The sequence below is a fragment of the Phytohabitans sp. LZ39 genome, assembly GCF_059359075.1.
Map to the genome: position 1 here is coordinate 480,543 of NZ_JCADBM010000001.1, position 21,406 is coordinate 501,948.

The 21,406-nt window shown below is 68.7% G+C and carries 16 protein-coding genes, 1 tRNA gene and 1 other RNA gene; 11 read left to right on the forward strand and 7 right to left on the reverse strand.

Annotated elements, in window-relative coordinates:
- Positions 1–316: 316 nt before the first annotated feature.
- The 3 genes from AC5L36_RS02270 to AC5L36_RS02280 all read right to left on the reverse strand — a co-directional run bounded on the left by AC5L36_RS02270 (position 317) and on the right by AC5L36_RS02280 (position 3,254).
- Positions 317–1,501, reverse strand: a complete 1,185-nt coding sequence (locus tag AC5L36_RS02270) for a DNA sulfur modification protein DndB (RefSeq protein ID WP_441215867.1) — start codon at positions 1,499–1,501, stop codon at positions 317–319.
- Between the two features lie 427 nt (positions 1,502–1,928).
- Positions 1,929–3,008 (reverse strand): ScoMcrA-related endonuclease, encoded by a 1,080-nt coding sequence (locus AC5L36_RS02275; protein WP_441215866.1) that lies wholly within the window; start codon positions 3,006–3,008, stop codon positions 1,929–1,931.
- Positions 3,009–3,166: 158 nt separating this feature from the next.
- Positions 3,167–3,254: transfer RNA gene (locus tag AC5L36_RS02280), tRNA-Ser, on the reverse strand.
- A gap of 103 nt (positions 3,255–3,357) precedes the next feature.
- Here AC5L36_RS02280 and ffs point away from each other — a divergent pair.
- From ffs to AC5L36_RS02330, 10 genes are all read left to right on the forward strand, one after another.
- An RNA gene (gene ffs, locus AC5L36_RS02285) (signal recognition particle sRNA small type) lies at positions 3,358–3,451 on the forward strand.
- Positions 3,452–3,630: 179 nt separating this feature from the next.
- Entirely contained in the window at positions 3,631–5,928 is a 2,298-nt protein-coding gene (locus tag AC5L36_RS02290; RefSeq protein WP_494907317.1) for a DNA polymerase III subunit gamma and tau, read from the forward strand.
- 70 nt (positions 5,929–5,998) lie between these two features.
- Complete coding sequence (locus tag AC5L36_RS02295) at positions 5,999–6,331, forward strand: YbaB/EbfC family nucleoid-associated protein (RefSeq protein WP_441219991.1); 333 nt, start codon at positions 5,999–6,001, stop codon at positions 6,329–6,331.
- A 12-nt stretch (positions 6,332–6,343) separates the two neighbouring features.
- On the forward strand, positions 6,344–6,937 hold the full coding sequence (gene recR / locus AC5L36_RS02300) for a recombination mediator RecR (protein WP_441219992.1): 594 nt from the start codon (positions 6,344–6,346) through the stop codon (positions 6,935–6,937).
- A 280-nt stretch (positions 6,938–7,217) separates the two neighbouring features.
- Positions 7,218–8,885 (forward strand): ABC transporter substrate-binding protein, encoded by a 1,668-nt coding sequence (locus tag AC5L36_RS02305; protein WP_441219993.1) that lies wholly within the window; start codon positions 7,218–7,220, stop codon positions 8,883–8,885.
- Positions 8,886–8,963: 78 nt separating this feature from the next.
- Positions 8,964–9,968 carry an ABC transporter permease gene (locus AC5L36_RS02310; RefSeq protein WP_441219994.1) on the forward strand — a complete coding sequence of 335 codons (1,005 nt, stop codon included), beginning with the start codon at positions 8,964–8,966 and terminating at the stop codon, positions 9,966–9,968.
- Positions 9,965–10,930 carry an ABC transporter permease gene (locus tag AC5L36_RS02315; RefSeq protein WP_441219995.1) on the forward strand — a complete coding sequence of 322 codons (966 nt, stop codon included), beginning with the start codon at positions 9,965–9,967 and terminating at the stop codon, positions 10,928–10,930. Before AC5L36_RS02310 ends, AC5L36_RS02315 begins: the two co-directional genes overlap by 4 nt.
- A gap of 8 nt (positions 10,931–10,938) precedes the next feature.
- Complete coding sequence (locus tag AC5L36_RS02320) at positions 10,939–11,937, forward strand: ABC transporter ATP-binding protein (RefSeq protein WP_441219996.1); 999 nt, start codon at positions 10,939–10,941, stop codon at positions 11,935–11,937.
- The gene (locus AC5L36_RS02325; RefSeq protein WP_441219997.1) at positions 11,934–13,031 is read left to right on the forward strand and encodes an ABC transporter ATP-binding protein; all 1,098 of its coding nucleotides are present in this window, start codon (positions 11,934–11,936) and stop codon (positions 13,029–13,031) included. The genes AC5L36_RS02320 and AC5L36_RS02325 overlap by 4 nt, the downstream gene beginning before the upstream one ends.
- Before the next feature lie 781 nt (positions 13,032–13,812).
- Complete coding sequence (locus AC5L36_RS02330) at positions 13,813–14,580, forward strand: DinB family protein (RefSeq protein WP_441219998.1); 768 nt, start codon at positions 13,813–13,815, stop codon at positions 14,578–14,580.
- On the opposite strand, the gene AC5L36_RS02335 is transcribed toward AC5L36_RS02330, so the two are convergent.
- Positions 14,577–15,884, reverse strand: a complete 1,308-nt coding sequence (locus tag AC5L36_RS02335; protein WP_441219999.1) for an extracellular solute-binding protein — start codon at positions 15,882–15,884, stop codon at positions 14,577–14,579. The genes AC5L36_RS02330 and AC5L36_RS02335 overlap by 4 nt on opposite strands.
- Before the next feature lies 1 nt (position 15,885).
- Complete coding sequence (locus tag AC5L36_RS02340; RefSeq protein WP_441220000.1) at positions 15,886–17,835, reverse strand: vWA domain-containing protein; 1,950 nt, start codon at positions 17,833–17,835, stop codon at positions 15,886–15,888.
- A 596-nt stretch (positions 17,836–18,431) separates the two neighbouring features.
- Here AC5L36_RS02340 and AC5L36_RS02345 point away from each other — a divergent pair.
- Positions 18,432–19,052 (forward strand): SAM-dependent methyltransferase, encoded by a 621-nt coding sequence (locus AC5L36_RS02345; protein WP_441220001.1) that lies wholly within the window; start codon positions 18,432–18,434, stop codon positions 19,050–19,052.
- Positions 19,053–19,064: 12 nt separating this feature from the next.
- Here the strand turns inward: AC5L36_RS02345 and AC5L36_RS02350 are convergent, their stop codons facing one another.
- Together AC5L36_RS02350 and AC5L36_RS02355 are read right to left on the reverse strand one after the other, a co-directional pair.
- A complete protein-coding gene (locus AC5L36_RS02350) occupies positions 19,065–20,123 on the reverse strand; it encodes an aspartate-semialdehyde dehydrogenase (RefSeq protein WP_441220002.1) in 1,059 nt (352 codons plus the stop codon).
- 2 nt (positions 20,124–20,125) lie between these two features.
- Positions 20,126–21,391: an aspartate kinase gene (locus AC5L36_RS02355; RefSeq protein ID WP_441220003.1), complete on the reverse strand. Its 1,266-nt coding sequence runs from the start codon at positions 21,389–21,391 to the stop codon at positions 20,126–20,128.
- Positions 21,392–21,406: the final 15 nt, after the last annotated feature.

Here is a 21,406-nt window from a genome sequence, read left to right on the forward strand (position 1 = left end):
GCCATGTGGGTTCAGTTGTGCCCGCGCGAGGCCTGGTGAGGCCCCTGGCGGCACTTCGTCGCCGTCCGTTAGGTCGGCGTTCGAGCGCCAGAGCAAGCCGCCGACTCGGTTGGCGACCTTCTGCCGTACATGCCTCCGGACGTTGGCACCGTACAGCCCGCAGCGTTACGGGGGCCGCCCCACCCGTGTATCGAAATGACGGCAGTATCGGCAACGTATATGGAAAGCCGTACCGAAACGCGACACGCGACGTTCGTAGTGGTGGATAAGCGGCAGGCCGCTTTAGATTTGAAGACAGGCGGGCCTACAGCATCACCTAGCGCCCGCGAATACGTTTTCCAAGGTCGGAGTCCGGGTTAAGGACAGCGTCGCAAACGCGGTGTCCGGAGTCTTTTGCGCCGCCCGCGAACGAAAGCCCGCCGCTTGCGGTTCGCTTAGCTGCGACGCCCTCCCAATACTTCTCTTCACGCTCCCATCGAACCTGCCGGAGGAGCGAGTGAAGTTGGTCGCTCGTAAGTCGCGGCTGTTCTCTCGTCCAGCTGGTCGTCCGATGTGCGGCTGCTCCCACACCAGCGAGGATCGCGGGGGCGGTCAAGGCGGAGCGCGTTGCCAGGTCATCGGAAAAGGCTCGGACGAGACTGGAGACGGTGGATGAGACTTCGTTGAGCGCAATCTGAGGCTCAATATCAGCGAGATCAGACTTTTCGATCGTTCCCGAGGTTGCCTCTATGCCCGGTTTGCCGAAGAGTACCGTTACGCAGAGGGATCGAAGCCCAGAAAGCGTCATCCACTCTGGATCACTCTGCCCTAGTTGGCGTTTGCGTGAGTTCACGAAATGGCTGAAGCTCTCACTCTTGCCGCCAACCGATACCTCCGTAATCGACAGAACGCGTTGAGCAATCGTCGTGCCGAAATCGCGCTGGTCCATCGAGAGAGCTAGGGTCTTGGCGACTGACACGCCGAACAAGTTCCGGTCATGGAAGATCTGTCGAGCATCGCTGGTTGTTATGTCCCAGTAGATCTCGAAGGCAACAGGGGTCCGGCCAATGGTCGCCTCGTCCAGATCGAATGCTGCTGGGTCGTTCATGATCGCGTGCATTGCGGCAACCTGGGTTTCGCCATCGATGGCTACGATAGGGACCCCCAGTGGCAACGATGCGACGCCGTCCGGCCCGGGTTCTAGCGGTCGCGAAGACCAGAGGCAGATTGGAGGCGAGGACCATGCTTTGTCGAGTTCACCCCGCAGCCCCGCGGCAATGTAGGCGGCGTACGGCTTCACGTTCTTGCCTTTTGCGGTGCCCTTCAGCAGGCGCTGGACTTCGGATCGCAGCTCCGCATGCTCCCGTAGCTTGCGGTCGCTCCGGAGGGCCGTCGCGTTCTCCTCCCTGACAGGGTCCGGGACGAGCGTAAGGAGCGTGCCCCAGGTCATCACCCCCACCGCAGCGTATTGACGGAACGGCATCAGCCGGATCGGCACGCCCTCCAGTACACCAAACGTCACCCTTTGCTCCTCACCGTGTGGTCTGTAGCGCGGACATTACGTTGGAGTGGTTCATCACCGCAACCCCCGCAGTTACCTGAACTGGAACTGCGGGAGAACCAGTACGCGCGCACGCGGTGCCGCAATGCTTCAGCGGCCTCCCCGCGGGCGCCGCCGAAGGAGATGCGTCCCTGGTGGAAGCACGTCAGTGGCAGCACCGCAGAGACGTCAGCTCCGCTTCAAGCTCTTGGCTCGGGCAACGCGGCAACGGGAGCGGCCGCGCCGAACCGGACCAGCCGGCGCCTGCTCCTGGACAGTCTCAGTTGTCGTCTCATTCGAGGGGGAACCAGGTTGTGTGGCGGCCTACCCAAGATTGTCTGTTGCCTGGTACGCACGGCGCCGGTCGCGGTGTGCGTCTGGCGACTCCAATGAGCCGCTGGGCCTTCGCTTATCCCATGGTCACCAGGCGGGACCAACCGGCCTCATCGTCACCTGCGAGCAGGTGCACGTCGACACTGCGGCAGACTTGGAACCAGGTCGGGTCTGTGACTCGGCTAACGACCAGCACCGCCGTGGCAGGGCAACGTTGGGCAGTGACACGGTGCCGATACTCGATCACTTGGCCGAGTCCGAGCCTCAGCTGATTGATGTCGTTACCGCCGCTACAGCTTTTGACTTCGGCGATCATCTGGAAGCCCGCCGGACTTTGCCAGGCGATGTCTACAGGTGGGTCGACCAGCTCGCCCGCGAGGATCCCACGGCCGTTTAGATAGTCGATGAGCCGCCGGCAGAGGGCGTCGTGCTCCATCAGAGCGGCTTCCTTCGCCTCTGGGCTCGTTGCTTGCATGGATGGGTAAAGGCCTTCGGCGGGCTTGCCGCGATAGGAGCGATCGAAGCCGGGACCGGCCGTCCCCTCTGCCTTCCGGTCGTCACGCGATGCTTCGCCCAACAGCCGCAAACGGATCTGGGCGGCCTCGGCATGCATCTCTACTGGACGGGCCTGGAAGTCCTCGAACACCTCGTGGTCCAGCCGGTTGCCATTGCTGCGTGGATCGACGATGTTCAGCGTTTTGCGGGCAACTCCTGCAGGATTTCGGAAGTCGGGGTGCTTACGACCTGGGTGGATCGCGGAGCTTTGTAGCAGCGCCGACAGCTCTTTGACTCGTGCCTCGTCTGCCCCAAGCTGTCGCCCTCCGTTTTGGACGACGAGCTCGCAAGCGAGGAGGATCTCTTCGCGGGTCCAATCAGGTCTGGGCAGACTCACGACGCGAAATCCGAGTTTCTGAAGCAGCCGAGCAACGGCTGCTTCCGCGCCCTTGAGATCCGCGCGGGTCAGAGGCTGACCCTCGCTCCGTTCGTGAGCCACGCTCATGATCGCCCCCACGTCGTACAACTTGTCTTCGTGATCCAAGAAGTAGGCATAGCTTGTGCCGAAGTGGGCGGCCTTAAGAAAGGCGCGGCGGCCGAGGTCATCGCATTGTGCGATCGCGGCCAAGACGTTGGCTTGCGTCACGGCGTCGAGGTTCACGGTGAGACGGTACGACGGCCGTATGACCAGTCTTGGCGGACCGCCCCCAACCCGACGGTGTCCCCAGGTTGTCCACAGGCTGTGGATAGCACGTGTGTACGAGTGGGTGGGCCAAGCGAAAGGCCCGGCAGCCATGACAGCGACCGGGCCTTCGAGGGTGGCGGAGGATACGAGATTCGAACTCGTGAGGGGTTGCCCCCAACACGCTTTCCAAGCGTGCGCCCTAGGCCTCTAGGCGAATCCTCCGCCGGACAGAGTACAGGCATACCCCGCCGGGGGACGAAGCAGGCGCACGGCGCACCGCCCGCCCCGGGTCCCGGCCTTCCGGGCGCGGCCCGGTAGACTTGGCGGCGCCCCTCGTGCGGCGTCATCCTGTGAACCTCCCCAGGGCCGGAAGGCAGCAAGGATAAGCGGGCTCTGACGGGTGCACGGGGGGCCTCTTCATGGTCAGAGCGGCCCAAGAGGTCAAAGCGGCCCCCGAGAGGTCGAAGCGGCCCAAGAGGTCAAAGCGACCCCCATGAGGTCGAAGTGGCCGCCAGAAGCACCCGGCCGAGTGTCGTACCCCGCTGGCAAGCTCCCCGGCAGGCGGGGAGAATGGCGCGGTCGAGAGGAGGCGGCGAGAGTGGCACTGGCGCTCTACCGCAAGTACCGGCCCCGCACGTTCGCAGAGGTCATCGGGCAGGAGCACGTCACCGAGCCGCTGTCGCAGGCGTTGCGGAGCGGGCGGCTGCACCACGCCTACCTGTTCTCGGGGCCGCGCGGGTGTGGCAAGACCTCGAGTGCCCGCATCCTGGCCCGCTCGCTCAACTGCGAGCGCGGGCCCACGCCGGAGCCGTGCGGCCAGTGCGACTCGTGCAAGTCGCTGGCCAACGACGGGTCCGGGTCGATCGACGTCATCGAGATCGACGCGGCCAGCCACGGTGGTGTCGACGACGCGCGTGAGCTGCGGGAGCGGGCGTTCTTCGCGCCGGCGACCAGCCGATACAAGATCTACGTGATCGACGAGGCGCACATGGTCTCGTCGGCGGGCTTCAACGCGCTGCTCAAGCTGGTCGAGGAGCCGCCCGACTACGTCAAGTTCATCTTCGCGACCACCGAGCCGGAGAAGGTGCTCGGGACGATCAAGTCGCGTACGCATCATTACCCCTTCCGGCTGATCCCGCCCGGGGTGTTGCGTCCTTATCTCGAGCAGCTGTGCGCGGCCGAGAGCGCCAAGGTCGAGTCGGCGGTGTTCCCGCTGGTGGTGCGGGCCGGTGGGGGCAGCGCACGTGACACGCTCTCGGTGCTCGACCAGCTGATCGCCGGCGCCGGTCCGGAGGGTGTGACCTACGCGCGGGCGGTCGCGCTGCTAGGTGTGACCGACGTGGCCCTGATCGACGAGATGTGCGACGCGCTGGCGGCCGGGGATGGCGCCGCTGCCTACGGCACGATCGACCGGGTGGCGGAGGCGGGGCACGACCCGCGGCGGTTCGCGTCCGATCTGCTGGAGCGGCTGCGCGACCTGATCGTGCTTCAGCAGGTGCCCGATGCCGCGACCAAGGGGCTGATCGACGGGCCCAGCGACCAGATCGAGCGGATGGTGGCGCAGTCGGCGCGGCTCGGTCCGGCGACGCTCTCGCGATGCGCCGACATTGTCCACAACGGACTTGTGGAGATGCGCGGCACCACCGCGCCGCGGCTTCTGCTTGAGCTGATCACCGCGCGCATGCTGCTGCCGGGGGCCGACAAGACCGAAGACCTGCTCCAGCGCCTGGAGCGGGTGGAGCGCGGGGTCACTGTCCCAGTGGAAGCGGCGCGGCCGCAGCCCCAAGCGCGAGCCTCAGCGCCACCCGCGCCGGCCGCGACGCCACCCGCGCCGGCCGCCGCGCCACCCGCGCCGGCCGCGACGCCACCCGCGCCGGCCTCAGCGCCACCCGCGCCGGCCTCAGCGCCACCCGCGCCGGCCGCCACGCCACCCGCGCCGACCGCGACGCCACCCGCGCCGGCCGCCACGCCGAGCGCGACGCCACCCCGGCCAGCCGCCGCGCCGACCGCGACGGCACCCGTGCCAGCCGCAACCCCAACCGGGCCCGCCGCCACACCACCCCGGTCAGAAGCCACCCCACCAGCGCGAGAGGTGGAAAGGCCTCTGGCGGTCATGGACGACCCGGCCACGCCCGAGCCGGAGCGTCCGGGCAGCAGCCCGCCCGCCCAGCTCGACGTCGCCGGCGTGCGCCGGGCGTGGGACGAGATCCTCGGCATGGTCAATAGCCGTAAGAAGCGGATCGCCGCGCTCGCCCGCAATGCGACGGTGCGCGACCTCGACGGTGACGTGCTGGTGTTGACGTTCCAGTCGTCGGCGCTCGCGTCGATGATGGCCAAGGAAACCAGCGTGCTCAGCGATGCCATCTACGAGGTGCTCGGCGTCCGCTGGGAGCTGCGCTGCGAGGTCGCCGGCGATTCGCGCCCCGCCGCCGCGCCGCAGCCCACTCGACCCGCCGCACCCGTGGACCAAAAACCAGCCCCAGCCCCAAAGCCCGCCCAGACCGAAGAGTGGCCCGAGCCGGCGCGCCCCGGGGGCGGAGCCGCCAAAGCCGACAACGCGCCGGAGGCGCCGTCGCCCGCGGCACGGGCGGAGTCCAACGGGCTCGCCGCGGCACGCGCCGCGGCGGCGGGACGTGGCGCGCGTACCCCTGCGGCTCCGACGGCCGACACCACCTGGGCGGGTGAGCCTCCCTACGACCCGGATTACGACAGCCCACGGCCGGGCGCCGCGGCAGTGAGCGCGCCCCCGGCGGCGGCCGCGTACGAGGGTTTCGACCCCGGCGACGAGCCGACCGACGAGGTCGTCGACGAGCGCACCGCCCGCCAGAGCAGTGAGCAGCAGGCCATGCAGTTGTTACAGCAGACCTTCGGCGCCGAAAAGATCGGCGAGGTCTAGAGCCCGCCGCCACGAGGCGGCCGCGGGCCGCATTAGGCTGACACGCAGTCGAACACACGAGGAGACGGCGATGCGTCCCGGTGGACAGCCCAACCTGCAACAGCTAATGCAGCAGGCGCAGAAGATGCAGCAGCAGCTCGCCGAGGCACAGGCGGAGCTGGCCGAGGCCGAGGTGACGGGCACCGCCGGCGGTGGCCTGGTGACCGTCACGATCGCCGGTTCCGGTGAGGTCAAGTCGGTGAAGATCGACCCCAAGGCGGTCGACCCCGACGACGTCGAGACGCTCGAAGATCTCGTGCTGGCGGCTCTGCACAGCGCCAATGACGCGGTGCGCAAGCTGACCGAGCAGAAGATGGGACCGGTCGCGGGCGGCATGGGCGGCCTCGGCCTGCCGGGCTTTTAAGACCAGGGCAGCATGTACGAAGGCGCTATCCAGGACCTGATCGACGAGTTGGGTCGGCTCCCCGGCGTGGGTCCGAAGAGTGCCCAGCGGATCGCGTTTCACATCCTCTCCGCCGATCCGGCGGACGTCACCCGCCTGGCCACCGCGCTGCGGAAGGTCAAGGAGCTCGTGCGCTTCTGCACGACCTGTTACAACGTGGCCGAGTCCGAGCAGTGCCGGATCTGCCGCGACCCGCGCCGCACCGACGAGGTGCTGTGCGTGGTCGAGGAGCCCAAAGACGTGGTGGCGATCGAGCGGACCGGTGAGTTCCGCGGGCGCTACCACGTGCTCGGCGGGGCGATCAATCCGCTGGAGGGCATCGGTCCGGACAACCTGCGCATCCGCGAGCTGATGGCGCGGCTGAGCAGTGGCGAGGTCAAGGAGCTGATCCTCGCCACCGACCCCAACACCGAGGGCGAGGCGACGGCCACCTACCTCGCGCTGATGGTCAAGCCGATGGGCATCTCGGTCACCCGGCTCGCGAGCGGCCTCCCGGTCGGTGGCGACCTCGAGTACGCAGACGAGATCACTCTGGGCCGAGCATTCGAAGGGCGCCGCGCCATCTGACACCCCCGCTGCGCCATCTCGCACCGTGCCGCGCCATCTGACACCGCGCCGCCGAAACGCTTTCGGCATGTAACAACTTGGCATCGAGTAAACCAGGACAAACGGCCCGTTTGCTTACACGATGTCGATCTTCTGTGCGTCGAGCGTGGCCGCAAGGACACGATCCGGTACCAACCCCTTATCGGCTGGTTTCCGGCTAGTGAGACAGCCCGCTAGTGTCGCGCCATCGGTGACCCCCGTCACCGCGTATGTCCGTACCCCAAGGACGAGGTGAAGCACCATGCGTGCAGCAAGGCCCAAGGCCGCTATCGCGGTCGTTGCGGTCGCGGCCCTCGCGGTAGCCGGCTGTGCCGAGAGCGATCGCGGCGATGAGGGCTCTGGCCAGAGCACCAAAGACACCCTGGTCTTCGGCACCGCCGGAGATCCCAAGGTGCTCGACCCGGCCCTCGCCAGCGACGGTGAGTCGCTGCGTGTCGCCCGCCAGATGTACGAGACCCTGGTCAAGCCCGAGGAGGGCGGCACGAAGGTCACCCCCGGTCTGGCCGAGAGTTGGACGCCGGACTCCACCGGCACCGTCTGGACCTTCAAGCTCCGGTCCGGGGTGAAGTTCCACGATGGTACGGACTTCAATGCCGAGGCCGTCTGCGTCAACTTCAACCGGTGGTACAACTCCACGGGCCTGATGCAGAGCGCGGACGTCACCGCCTACTGGCAGGACGTCATGGGCGGCTTCGCCAAGAACGAAAACCCCGACCTTCCGCCGAGCCTCTTCAAGTCGTGCACGGCCAAGGACGCGACGACCGTCGACCTCGCGTTCACGGCGGTGTCCAGCAAGATCCCGGCCGCCCTGATGCTGCCCTCGTTCTCGATCAGCAGCCCGAAGGCGCTCCAGGAGTTCGACGCCAGCAACATCAGCGGCACCGCCGACGACATCAAGTACCCGTCGTACGCGACCGAGCACCCGACCGGCACCGGGCCGTTCAAGTTCAAGTCGTGGAACGTCGCGGACAAGACGCTGACGATCGAGCGCAACGACGACTACTGGGGCACCAAGGCGAAGCTCAAGACGCTGGTCTTCCGCACGATCTCCGACGAAAACGCGCGCAAGCAGGCGCTGCGTTCCGGCGACATCCAGGGCTACGACCTGGTCGGTCCCGCCGACGTCGAGCCGCTCAAGGGTGAGGGCTTCAACGTGCTGACCCGGCCGGCGTTCAACATCCTCTATCTGGCCATCAACCAGAAGGGCAACCCGAAGCTCGCTGACCTCCGGGTGCGCCAGGCGATCGCGTACGCGTTGAACCGCAAGGCCCTCGTCGACTCGAAGATGCCGCCGGGCGCCGAGGTGGCGGCAAACTTCATGCCGCCCACGGTGGAGGGCTACAACGACCAGGTCACCAAGTACGACTACAACCTGGACAAGGCCAAGCAGCTGCTGGCCGAGGCCGGCGCGTCCAACCTGACGCTGCGTTTCCACTACCCGACCGAGGTCACCCGGCCGTACATGCCGAACCCGAAGGACATCTTCGAGCTCCTCTCGGCCGACCTGACGGCCGCCGGCATCAAGGTGGAGGGCATCCCGCTGAAGTGGACGCCGGACTACCTCAACACCACCACCTCGGGCAGCAAGCACGACCTGCACCTGCTGGGCTGGACCGGTGACTACGGCGACGGCTACAACTTCATCGGCACCTTCTTCGGCCGCCCGAAGGACGAGTGGGGCTTCAACAACAAGGCCCTGTTCGACAAGTTCGCGCAGGCTGACAGCACCGCGGACGCGACCGCGCGGTACGCGCTCTACAAGGAGCTCAACGCCGACATCATGAACTTCCTGCCCGGCGTGCCGATCTCCCACTCGCCTCCCGCCCTTGTCCTCGGTAAGGACGTGACCGGCGTCAAGGCCAGCCCGCTCACGGATGAGCGGTACGCCACCGCCGAGTTCAAGTCCTGAAACATATAGATAGGAACGCGTGGGCGGGCACTCACCAGGTGCCCGCCCGCGCGGCCCTCTTCAACCGCCGAGGCGCCCGTGTTCCGATTCATCGTCAGACGGCTGTTGCAGCTGGTACCCACGCTGTTCGGCCTCTCGATCCTGCTCTTCATCTGGCTGCACCGCCTGCCGGGCGGTCCGGAGACCGCGCTCCTCGGTGAGCGCGGCACACCCGAGTCGCGCGCCGCGATCCGGGAAAGCCTGGGTCTGAACGAGCCGATATTCATCCAGTACGGCCGCTTCGTGAAACGGCTCGTCCAGCTCGACCTGGGCACGTCGATTTCCACGAAGCGCGCGGTGACCACCGAATTCCTACAGCGCTTCCCCGGCACCGTCGAGCTGACCGTCACGGCCATGGTCATCGCGATCGGCCTGGGCATCCCGCTCGGCTACCTCGCCGCCCGCCGCCGCGGCTCGTTTCTCGACCAGGCCTCGGTGGGCGGTTCGCTGCTCGGCACCTGCATACCGATCTTCTTCCTGGCGTACGTGCTGAAGGCGATCTTCGCGGAAAACCTCGGCTGGTTCCCCACGATCGGCCGGCAGGACCCGACGATCGAGGCCACCCACATCACAAACTTCTTCGTGCTCGACGGCCTCCTCACCCGGGAGTGGGATGCGGCCGGCGACGCGATCTGGCATCTGGTCCTGCCCGGCATCGCGCTGGCGAGCATCCCGCTCGCGATCATCGTGCGGATCACCCGGGCGAGCGTGCTCGAGGTGCTCGGCGAAGACTTCGTGCGCACCGCTGAGGCAAAGGGCCTGACCGAGCGCACCGTGCGCCGCCGCCACGTGCTGCGCAACGCGATGCTGCCGGTGGCCACCTCGATCGGCCTCCTGACCGGCCTCCTCCTCTCCGGCGCGGTGCTGACCGAGACGGTCTTCGCGTTCAGCGGGATCGGCTCGTTCATCAAGGACGCGATCAGCAACCTGGACTACCCGGTGCTGATGGGCTTCATCATGATCATCGCGGTGATCTTCGCGCTGGTGAACCTGTTGGTCGACATCTCGTACAGCCTGATCGACCCGAGGGTGAGGGTCCGATGACACTTGCTCCCGGCAAGAAGAAAGAAAAGCTGGACCGGCTCTCCGAGCTGTCCGCCGTACGTGACGACGAGCAGGGCGTCAGCCTCTGGCGGGAGGCGATGCGGCGGCTGCGGCGTAACCCCGCGGCCATCGTGGGCGCCGCGATTCTGGCGATCTTCGTGCTGGTCGCCGTCGTAGGACCGTTCCTGGTTCCGTACGACCCGGTCGACCAGTCGGGCATCCGCGAAGGCGTGATCAAGCCTGGTTCGATCCCGGGTTCGTCGGCGGAGCACTGGCTCGGGTACGACCACCAGGGACGCGACGAGTTCAGCCGGCTGATCGTGGGCGCCCGGCAGACGTTGATCGTGGGCATCATCTCCACGCTCATCGGCCTGACGATCGGCGTGCTGATCGGCGGCGTCGCCGGCGCCGCGGCCGGCCTCGGCGGCCGGTGGGGCCGGCTTGTCGACAGCGTCCTGATGCGGTTCATCGACATGCTCCTCTCGCTGCCGGGCCTGCTGCTCGCGGTGAGCGTGGCGGCGTTGCTCGGGCCGAGTCTCGTCACCGTGATGATCGCGGTCGGCATGGTGTCGGTGCCGATCTTCGCCCGCCTCCTGCGCGGGTCGATGATCGCGCAGGCCAACCGCGACTACGTGCTGGCGGCCAGCTCGCTCGGTGTGCGCAACTCGAAGATCGCGATCAGCCACATCGTGCCGAACTCCCTGGCGCCGGTGATCGTCCAGGCGACCCTCACGCTCGCCACGGCCATCATCGAGGTCGCGGCGCTGTCGTTCCTCGGCCTCGGCAACCCCGACTCGACCCAGCCGGAGTGGGGCCTGATGCTCGCCGACGCGCAGGTCTATCTCGACGTGCGCCCCGGGCTGGCGATCTACCCCGCACTCGGCATCATCATCACGGCGCTGGGCTTCACGCTCCTCGGCGAGGCGATGCGCGAAGCCCTCGACCCCAAGCTGCGGAGGTGAGGTGACCGATGGCGCTTCTCGATGTAAAGGACCTGTCGGTCACCTTCGCCCGGCGGGGCCAGCGCACCGTGCACGCGGTCGACGGCGTCTCGTTCAATGTGGACGCTGGCGAGGTGGTCGGCCTGGTCGGCGAGTCCGGCTGCGGTAAGAGCGTGACGTCGCTGGCCCTGATGGGGCTGCTGCCCCGGCAGCGCGGCGTCGAGGTCCGTGGATCAGCCGACTTCGACGGCACCGACCTGCTCGCGCTCGACCAGAGGTCGATGCGCGACGTGCGCGGCCGCGACATCGCGATGGTCTTCCAGGACCCGCTCTCCTCGCTCAACCCGGTCCTCCCGATCGGCATCCAGGTCACCGAGGTGCTGGTCCGCCACCGCGACATGAGTGGCGACGCCGCCCGCAAGGAGGCCGCGGAGCTGCTCGACCGGGTCGGCATCCCCGACCCGAAGCGGCGCCTGAAGGAGTACCCGCACCAGCTCTCCGGCGGTATGCGGCAGCGCGCGCTGATCGCGATGGCGGTGGCCTGCCAGCCCCGGCTGCTCATCGCGGACGAGCCCACCACCGCGCTCGACGTCACCATCCAGGCCCAGATCCTGGAGCTGCTCAAGGAGTTGGTACGCGACTCGGGCACCGCGCTCATGATGATCACGCACGACCTGGGCGTGGTCGCCGGCATGTGCGACACGATCAATGTGCTCTACGCCGGCCGGGTGGTCGAGACCGCGCGCCGCAAGGAGCTGTTCGCCGAGCGGCGGCACCCGTACACGGTGGGCCTCTTGGGGTCGATCCCGCGTCTCGACGCGGGCCGCGGCGAAAAACTCACGCCGATCCGCGGCTCCGTGCGCGACGTGCTGCCGTGGCCGGACGGCTGTGCCTTCGCGCCCCGCTGCGACCGCAGGGTCGACGCCTGCGTCGGCGAGCCGCCCCCGATGATCCCCACGCACACCGGGCACGAGTACCGGTGCGTCAACCCGGTCCCTCCGCCGTCGCCAGAGAAGGCACAGTCATGACCGAAACGCTGGTGGAGGTGCGCGGCCTCAAGGTGCACTTCCCGATCACCACGGGTGTGTTCTTCGACCGGGTGGTCGGCCACGTGAAGGCCGTCGACGGCGTCGACCTGACCGTCCCGCGCGGCCAGACGTACGGCCTCGTCGGCGAGTCGGGCTGCGGCAAGTCCACGCTCGGCCGGGCGATCCTCCAGCTCACCCCGCCGACCGCGGGCGAGGTGCGGTTTGACGGCGTGGAGCTGACCAAGCTGCCGGCCGCCAAGATGCGCGGCATGCGGCGGCGCATGCAGATGATCTTCCAAGACCCGATGTCGAGCCTGGACCCCCGGCAAAACGTCGAGTCGATCCTCACCGAAGGCCTTGGCGCACACGGCATCGGCGCCGGCCGCACCGAGCGACGCGAGATCATCAACAAGACCCTGGACGCGGTCGGCCTGCCACACTGGGCGCTGTCCCGCTACCCGCACGAGTTCTCCGGCGGCCAGCGGCAGCGGATCGGCATCGCCCGCGCGCTGGTGCTCGGACCGGAGCTGATCGTGGCCGACGAGCCGGTCTCCGCGCTCGACGTCTCGATCCAGGCCCAGGTCATCAACCTCCTCGACGAGCTCCAGGAGGAGCTGGGCCTGACCTACCTGGTGATCGCGCACGACCTCGCCGTGGTGCGCCACATCTCCGACGTGGTCGGCGTGATGTACCTTGGCGCGCTGGTCGAGGAGGCGCCGAGTGACCGGCTGTACCGCGAGCCGCTGCACCCGTACACGCGCGCGCTGATGTCCGCCGTGCCGGTGCCCGACCCGGAGATCGAAGACCGCCGCGAACGGATCCTGCTCGCCGGCGATCTCCCCTCCCCGGCCAACCCACCGCACGGCTGCCGCTTTCACACCCGCTGCCCATGGGCCCAGCCCACCCGCTGCGCCGACGAGCGGCCAGTGCTGCGCGACATCGGCGGCACGAAGGTGGCCTGCCACTGGGCGGAGCAGATCGCCTCGGGCGCACTGCGGGCGCACGAGGTGAAGGTGCAGCTGGTCCGCCCCGGCGACGAGGGCGAGGCCCCAAGCGTGGTCTCCGCACCAAGCGAACCCGGGTCGTACGTCTAGCCGGGCGTCTACAAACGTTGGCGGGCTTTGCCGGCCCCGGGGGAGCGGTTGGTCAGTGTGTCTCGCCCTTCGTGAAACACCCGGAGACAGATTTGCCCACGTCCGCGTCAGCTGTAGGCCGTTTGCTCCCGCGGGCACCGCTCCCGACCGGCGGCTCGTAGACCGAGCCGAAACCCCCGGCCGTCCACTGCCGGGCCCGCGGTGCAAGACCATGCCCGCCCGCACAGGGTGGGCCGGCCTCGCCGGCCGCTGTCTGTGACGCAGCGTCAGCAGGCTCAGGTGAGAAATTCTCGAATCTTGAGCGGCGCGCACGGCGGCGGCGGTTACCCAGGGGGACGAAGCCCTGTTCTCGATCTCTCGTCGCCTGTTCAGCAACAGGCATTGTGGACAAACACCGCTGCACCGCGTCGCGACGGGCCCGCGCATCCGCCGAGGCAGAGGGGTGACCGCGTCCAAACGCGAGGGTGAGCCGCGGGAGCAGCGGACCAGAGGCCTGGACCACGACGAACATCGCGGTAGCCAATTTCTTATCGAACCAAAGCCTTCATGGCCAGACGTGACGGGACCGCGACCCGTGGTCACGATCCTGGCTCTGCCCGGACGGGCTTGAACGGCGGACCCGGCAGCGGAGGCCGGGGATCTCGGCGAGCCCTGCGAGCCGCCGGCCGGAGCGGTGCCCGCGGGAGCGAACGGTCTTCAGCTGACGCGGACGCGGGCAATGAAGCCCTGTTCTGGACCTTTCCGGCAGTCGTTCGTCCTAAACCAGGGCTAGCGTGCCTCCATGGCTGACTTCCAGCGCGCCGACATGCGTGACTCGCGCTTCGGGCGGGTCGACCTCAGCGGCTCTGACTTCCGCACCGTCGACCTGAGCGGCGCCCGGTTCCGCGCCGTCGATCTCAGCAGGGTCGAGATGAAGAATGTCGACCTTGTCGACGCGGACATCTACGGCGACATCCAGGGCCTGACGATCAACGGTGTCGACATCGCCCCGTTGGTGGACGCGGAGTTGGACCGCCGCGACCCGGAACGCGCCAAGATGCGGCCCACCGATCCGGCCGGCTTCCGGGAGGCGTGGGACATCGTCGAGCGGCTGTGGCAAGGCACCGTGGAGCGGGCGCGCAAGCTCGATCCGGCGTTGCTGCACGAGTCGGTCGGCGGCGAGTGGTCGTTCATCGAGACGCTGCGCCACCTTGCCTTTGCCACCGACTCCTGGGTCCGGCGGGCGATCCTCGGCGATCCGTCGCCCTGGCATCCGCTCGATCTGCCGTGGGACGAGATGCCTGACACACCTGGCGTGCCGCGTGACCGTACCGTCCGGCCCTCACTCGACACGGTCCTGGAGCTGCGTCGCGATCGGATGTCGTCGGTCCGCCGGTTCGTCGACGGGCTTACCGCCGAGACGCTGGATGGCCACACCAAGCCGGTCGAGGGGCCGGGTTGGCCGGAGCCGCGCAGCTACCCGGTCCGCGAATGCCTGCTGGTGGTGCTCAACGAGGAGTGGGAGCACCGCCGCTACGCCGAGCGCGACCTCGCCGCCCTGGAGGCCTAACTGCGGCCGTCGAGCGCGGCGTCCAGACGCGACGTGAAGTCGTCGGGCAGCTCGCCGTCGTTGTCCAGCGCCTCGTTTACGCCGGCCCGGAACGTCCTGCTGAATTGCGCGTAATGCGGTGTCACCGGGCGGGGGCGGGCGATGCGCAGGGCGGACAGCAGCGTCTGCGCGTACGGGTACCGCTCCTTGACGCTGCCGTCGTGATAGACGAGCTCGCGGGTCGCGGCGAAGCCTCCGCGTTCGAAGAGGATCTGTTGGCTGCGAGGGCTGGTCAGAAACCGGATCAGCGCCTTGGCGGCCACCGGCTGGTCGGTGCTGTTGGCGATCGCGAGGTTTTGGCCGCCGAGCACGCTCGGGCCGGGCAGTGGCACCACGTCGTACTTGATGGACGAGGTCTCGCTCGTCTCCAGGTCGCGGAGGGCGAGCGGCCAGTTGCGCATGAAGAGGAGGCGGCCTTCGCGGAACGTCCGGGTGGTTTCGGCCTCGTCGTAGGAGCGGGCCTCGCGGTCGATGAGTTGCGGATTCGTGCGTGCCAGTCCGGTGGCGAGACCGCGCAGTCCCTCGCGGGCCTCGGGTGAGTCGACGACCACGTTTCCGCCGCGGTCGACGACGTCTCCGCCGGCCGCCCAGATCGCTTCGAGCGCGTTGACCGTGAGGCCTTCGTAGTCGGCTAGCTGGCCGCCATATCCGGCGGCGGGCTGCTTGTCGTCCGGGAGTGCGTCGAACGCCTCGGTGATGTAGTTGGTGAGCTGTGACCAGCCCGTAGGCGGTTCGAGGTCGTCGACGAGGTCGGAGCGGTAATAGAGCAGGCCGGCATTCGTGTAGAAGGGCAGTGCCCACAGCTTTCCGGCCCAGCGGCACGTTTCCAACGGCTGCGTGAGAAAGCCGTCCAGCTCATCATCGGATACCGGCATCTCGTGGATGAAACCGCGGTCGGCGAATTCGGCCACCCAGGGCACGTCGAGGCTGAATATGTCCACGTCGCTCTTGCTCGCCTCGGCCTGGCCCACAATTTGGCTGTAGTGGTCGTCGGCGACTCCGCGCAGCTCCCGAAACTCCGCCTTGTGCTTCGGATGCGTCGCGTTCCACTGCTCCACGAGCGCGAGCTGCTGCTTGCCGATGCTCTCGTCGAAGCTGCTGAGGATGACGATCGTGCCGTCTTCCATCGGCTTGCCGCCGCCGCGATCGGCCAGGTAGTTGGCGCCGACCAGCGTGAGGGCCGTGCCCGCGGCCACGCCGGCGGCGAAGCCGGACCAGAGCCGGCCGCTGCGTACGGCGGGCCGCAGCCAGCCAAAGGGCGACATGTCAGGACCCTCCCCACAGCGACCTGAAGAGGTCTTCGAGCACCGTGTCCATGCTCCTCAGCTCGGAGTCGAAGCAGGCGCCGCCGGTGCCGTCCGCGAGGTCGGCCAGGCCCTGACGCGAACAGCTCGCCGCGCCGACGGCCACCACGAAGACGCGTACCTGCCGGGCGCGGGCGTCGTCACGGAGCTTGCCCTCGGTGAGTGTCGCGTTCTGGTCCTGGCCGTCGGTCAGGACGACCACCGCGGCGGCGCGGTTGTCGTCGCTCGCGCCAACGGACCGTACCGCCTGCCGCATCACCTCGTAGAGCGGGGTGGGACCGCCCGGGCGCACGGTGCGGAGCGCGCGGGCGGCGGCGTCGCGACGAGCGGGCGCGCCGGCCGGGCCGATCGGCACGAGAGTGCGCGCGGTGCCCGGGGTGCCCGGGTAGACCCACAGGCCGAACTCGTCGCGTTCGCCCAGATAGGACAGCGCGGTGTTGGCGCCCTCGGCGGCGACCCCGAAACGCGTCGCTCTGGCGCCGGGCACCGCGAGGCCCATCGAGCCGGAGGCGTCGAGCACCAGCAGCACGCGGCTGTGGCGGGCGGCGCGCCGCTGGGTTTCCAGCACCGCCTCGACGGTCGGCTCCGCCGGCAGCGCCCGGGCCTTAGGCGCCGAGCCGAGAGCGGGCACGGCTCCGAACCGCCGGCTCACCGGGTCGCTGATCGTGGTGCGCTGCGGGCGCAGGCCCAGCGCGAGGAGGACGGATCGGCCGCCGGGCGACTTCAGCCACGCCGTGAACGCGTCCGCCGCCGCCCGCTGGGCGGATGAGGTGTCGGCCCAGCGGATCGCCACCACCGGATGGTCGAGAGTGAACGTGTCGGCCGGGTAGAAAGCCGTCAGGATCCGCTCCTCGGGCAGCGGGGCGCCGGCAGAGGTGCATCGCGCGCCGAGTGCGGCGCCCTGGTTGAACCGCACCATCGCCTGCTCGGTCACGATCACCGCGGTGGGCGACACCCCTTCCCTGCGGTGCTGGCACAGCAGGCTCGCCTCGGTGCCGAGCGTGTAGTGGCCCTCGTCGAGACCGCGGGCCAGCTGCTGCTCCACCGTCCGCAGCCGGCCGAGGGGTGCCAGGCGATCGGGCTGACCCTCCTTCGTGTACAGGGCGACGGTGGCGAGCCGGCCGACCGTCGAGACGCCCGGGTCGGGCCGCGCCAGCCCCCAATCCCGATCGCCCGCCATCTCGATCAGCTCGGACCATGTGCGGCCGTGGCGCGCACCGTCGACCTCGCGTGCCGCCTCCCCGGCGGGCACGGCCAAGACGATCGGGGTCGAGGCCACCACCGTCGTGGTCACTGCCACGAGACGATCCGTGGAACCGGCGAGAGCCTCGCTCACGTGCAGAGCGGAGCCGGGCAGCCAGAGGTCCGGCCGGGGATACGCGCCACCGTCCACAGTGGGCCAACCGTTGTGGAGCAGCTCGCGTGCCTCGTCAGGCGGCTCGGCGTAGACGTGCATCCGCACCGCCGGGCAGCCGTGGTGTTCGTGCGCCGTGTGCCGCTGGTACTCGTCGGCGAGGCGCCTGGTCGACTCGAGGCCCTCCGGGGTCGCGAGCACCCGCACCATCGTGGGGTGGTCGCAGCCCGACCACCACACGCCGGCCGCATCGGCCCAGCCCGGCGCGCGCGGCACCACCGTCCAGACAAGGGTGCCGGTGATCAGCACGGCCAGCCCGGCCAGCACGATCCTCCGCCGGGTCACGATCCGCCGTCGCGGCGGACCCTCGGAAGGCGGCTTGCCGGCGCTGACAAAGCCGGTCGTGGAAAGGACCAGAATCAACGCGCCAATGACCAGCGCGACCCACCGAAACGGGTTGGAGGGCGTGCCCGTGGAAATCGTGACCGCGACCGTCGCCAAGACCCCGGCGAGCAAATAGAGGGCCTTTTTCAGCGGAGGAGGCGGGTCGGCGGGCAACCACTGCTCCTCTCCGCGAGGCCGCGATCATGATCGACGATGTCACCGCAAACGATAGTCCAATTGCGCATCCCGCTATTGACGCTGGTCTCAGCCCGGGGATTTCGGCTCCCCCCGCGAGCCGGGAGCGGTGTCTGCGGGAGCTGGCGGTGGGCAAGATCTGCGAGGGTGACGCAGTCGTGGTGTGCCTCGAGATGGAGTTTGCCCCGGGCCCGGGTCAGCTGCGGGCCGCTGCCAGGTCCGCGTCGCAAGCCCACCGGGGGTCGGACCTTCCCGGATGGCTGCCGCGGGGTCGGTGCGCCGCTTGGTGACACGGCGTGGATCTCGAAGTCCGGCCCCCGACGTTGGTAACGCTGCGTCAGGATGTTGCAGGTAGGGGCGTGGAACTCACCTGGGGGACTTGTCGCGCGGACCTGGCAGTGGACGGCCGGGGATTTCGGCTCGCCCTGGCGAGCCGCCGGCCGGGAACGGTGCCCGCGGGAGCATGCGGTCCGCAGCTGACGGGGACCTGGGAAAAATTCTGTCTCGGATTTGACCGTGCATTGTGGCCAGGCTCGCCAACCCCCGACCGCGAAAGCTCACTAGTGTCGTGGGTTATGGCGGGGAGGGACTGGGTCCGGTGGCACGAGGCGTACGAGGATCCGGCGTCGTCGCTGTCCAGACGCCTCGATGCCGTCCAGCAGCAGATCCGGTCTGCCCTCGATCGGCGCCCACCCGGGCCGATCCGCGTGGTTAGCATGTGCGCCGGTCAAGGGCGCGACATCCTCGGCGTGCTCGCCGACCATCCGCGCCGCACGGACGTCACCGGACGCCTCGTCGAGCTCGATCCGCAAAACGCGGAAGCCGCCCGGCGCCCGGCACCCGCCGGCATCGAGGTGCTCGTCGGCGACGCGGCGGACACCGCCAACTACGCGGGCGCGGTCCCCGCCGACATCGTGCTGGTCTGCGGCGTCTTCGGCAACATCAGCGACGGCGACATACACCGCACGATCGACCACCTGCCCGGCTTCTGCGCGGCGGGCGCCACCGTCGTCTGGACCCGCCACCGCGAGCCACCCGACCTCGTGCCGACGATCTGCGACTGGTTCGAGGCCGCCGGCTTCAGCGCGCTCTGGGTTTCCGACCGCGAAGCGGGCTTCGGCGCCGGTGCGCACGTCTACAACGGCCCGCCCGCGGAGCTGCCGGCCGGCGAGCGACTGTTTACCTTCGACCGGTGACGCGCACCCTGCTCAGCGGCTCGCCAGCTCGGCGGCGAGCAGCTCGGCGATCTGGGCGGTATTAAGCGCGGCGCCCTTGCGCAGGTTGTCACCGGTGACGAAGAGGTCGAGCGCGCGCGGGTCGTCCATCGAGCGGCGCAGCCGCCCCACCCACGACGGGTCGGTGCCGACCGCGTCGATCGGCATCGGAAACTCGCCCGCCGCCGGGTCGTCGACAAGGATCACGCCGGGCGCGTTGCGCAGCGCCTCGCGGGCACCCTCGGCGTCGACCTCGGTGCCGAAGACCGCGTGCACGGCCACCGAGTGGCCGGTCACCACCGGCACCCGCACGCAGGTGGCCGAGACCTTGAGGTCGGGCAGGCCGAGGATCTTGCGCGACTCGTTGCGGATCTTCAGCTCTTCGGAGGACCAGCCGGCCTCCTTGAGCGAACCGGCCCACGGCACCACATTGAGCGCGAGCGGCGCCGGGAACGGGCCGAGGTCGTCGCCGACCGCCTGCCGCACATTGCCCGGACGCCCTCCCAACACCCGATCTCCCGCGACCTTCGCAAGCTGGTCGTGCAGCGTGTCCACACCGGCCTGGCCGGCACCGGAGACGGCTTGATACGAGGCGAGCACCAGCTCGCGCAAGCCATATTCGCGGTGGAGCGGAGCGACCGCCACGATCATGTTGAGCGTGGTGCAGTTGGCGTTGGCGATGATGCCCTTGGGCCGGTTACGCAGCTGCTCCGGGTTGATCTCCGGGACGACCAGCGGCACGTCCTTGTCCATCCGGAACGCGCCGGAATTGTCCACCGCGACCGCACCGCGGGACACCGCGATCGGCGCCCACTCGGCGGAGATCTCGTCGGGCACGTCGAACATCGCGACGTCGACACCGTCGAACACCTCGGGTGTGAGGGCCTGGACGGTCAGCTCCTCGCCACGACACTGGAGCTTGCGGCCGGCCGACCTGGCGGAGGCGATGACGCGGATCTCGCCCCACACGTTGCGGCGGGAGGAGAGCAGATCGCACATCACGGTGCCGACCGCACCGGTGGCGCCGACAACGGCGAGCGTTGGCATCGGCATGCCTACCTCCCCGTCCCGGCGTACACGACCGCTTCTTCCGCACCACCCAGGTCGAACGCGGCGTGCACAGCGCGCACGGCGGCGTCCAGGTCGGTGTCGCGACAGACCACGGAAACCCGGATCTCCGATGTGGAGATCATCTCGATGTTGACGCCGGCCTCGCCGAGCGACGCGAAGAACTTGGCGGCCACGCCCGGGTGCGAGCGCATCCCGGCGCCGACCAGCGACACCTTGCCGACGTGGTCGTCGTACAGCAGGCCCTTGAACTTGACCTTCTCCTGCACCTTGCTCAGCGCGGCCATCGCGGTCGGCCCGTCCGTCTTCGGCAGGGTGAACGAGATGTCGGTGCGGCCGGTCCCTTCGGTAGAGACGTTTTGCACGATCATGTCGATGTTGGTCTCGGCGTCGGCCACCGTCTGGAAGATGTGGGCGGCGGCGCCAGGCTCGTCCGGAACGGCGACGATCGTGATCTTCGCCTCGCTACGGTCGTGAGCGACCCCGGTGATCAGTGCTTGCTCCACGGGAAGGTCCTCCATCGATCCGGTGACCATGGTGCCGGTGTTGTGCGAGTACGACGAGCGGACATGTATGGGCAATCCGGCCCGCCGTGCGTATTCCACGCTGCGCAAGTGCAGCACCTTCGCACCGCATGCGGCCAGTTCCAGCATCTCTTCGTACGTGATCTGCTTGATGTGACGAGCGTTGGCAACGATCCGCGGGTCTGCCGTGAACACGCCGTCGACGTCGGTGTAGATCTCGCAGACGTCTGCCCGCAGGGCGGCGGCCAGCGCGACCGCGGTGGTGTCGGAGCCGCCCCGCCCCAGCGTGGTGATGTCTTTGGTGTCCTGCGAGACGCCCTGGAAGCCGGCGACGATCGCGATCGCGCCCTCGTCGAGCGCGCCGCGCAGGCGGCCCGGCGTCACGTCGATGATCCGCGCCTTGCCGTGCACCGATGTGGTGATCACGCCAGCCTGCGAGCCGGTGTAGGACCGAGCCTCGAAGCCGAGATTGTGGATCGCCATGGCGAGCAGCGCCATCGAGATGCGCTCGCCCGAGGTCAGCAGCATGTCGAGCTCGCGGCCGGCCGGCACCGGGCTCACCTGGTGAGCGAGGTCGAGCAGCTCGTCGGTGGTGTCACCCATCGCCGAAACGACCACGACGACGTCGTCGCCCGCCTTGCGGCTGGCCACGATCCGCTCAGCGACCCGCTTGATCCGCTCCGCGTCCGAGACCGACGAACCGCCGTACTTCTGCACGACGAGTGCCACGGCAGCCGCGCTCCT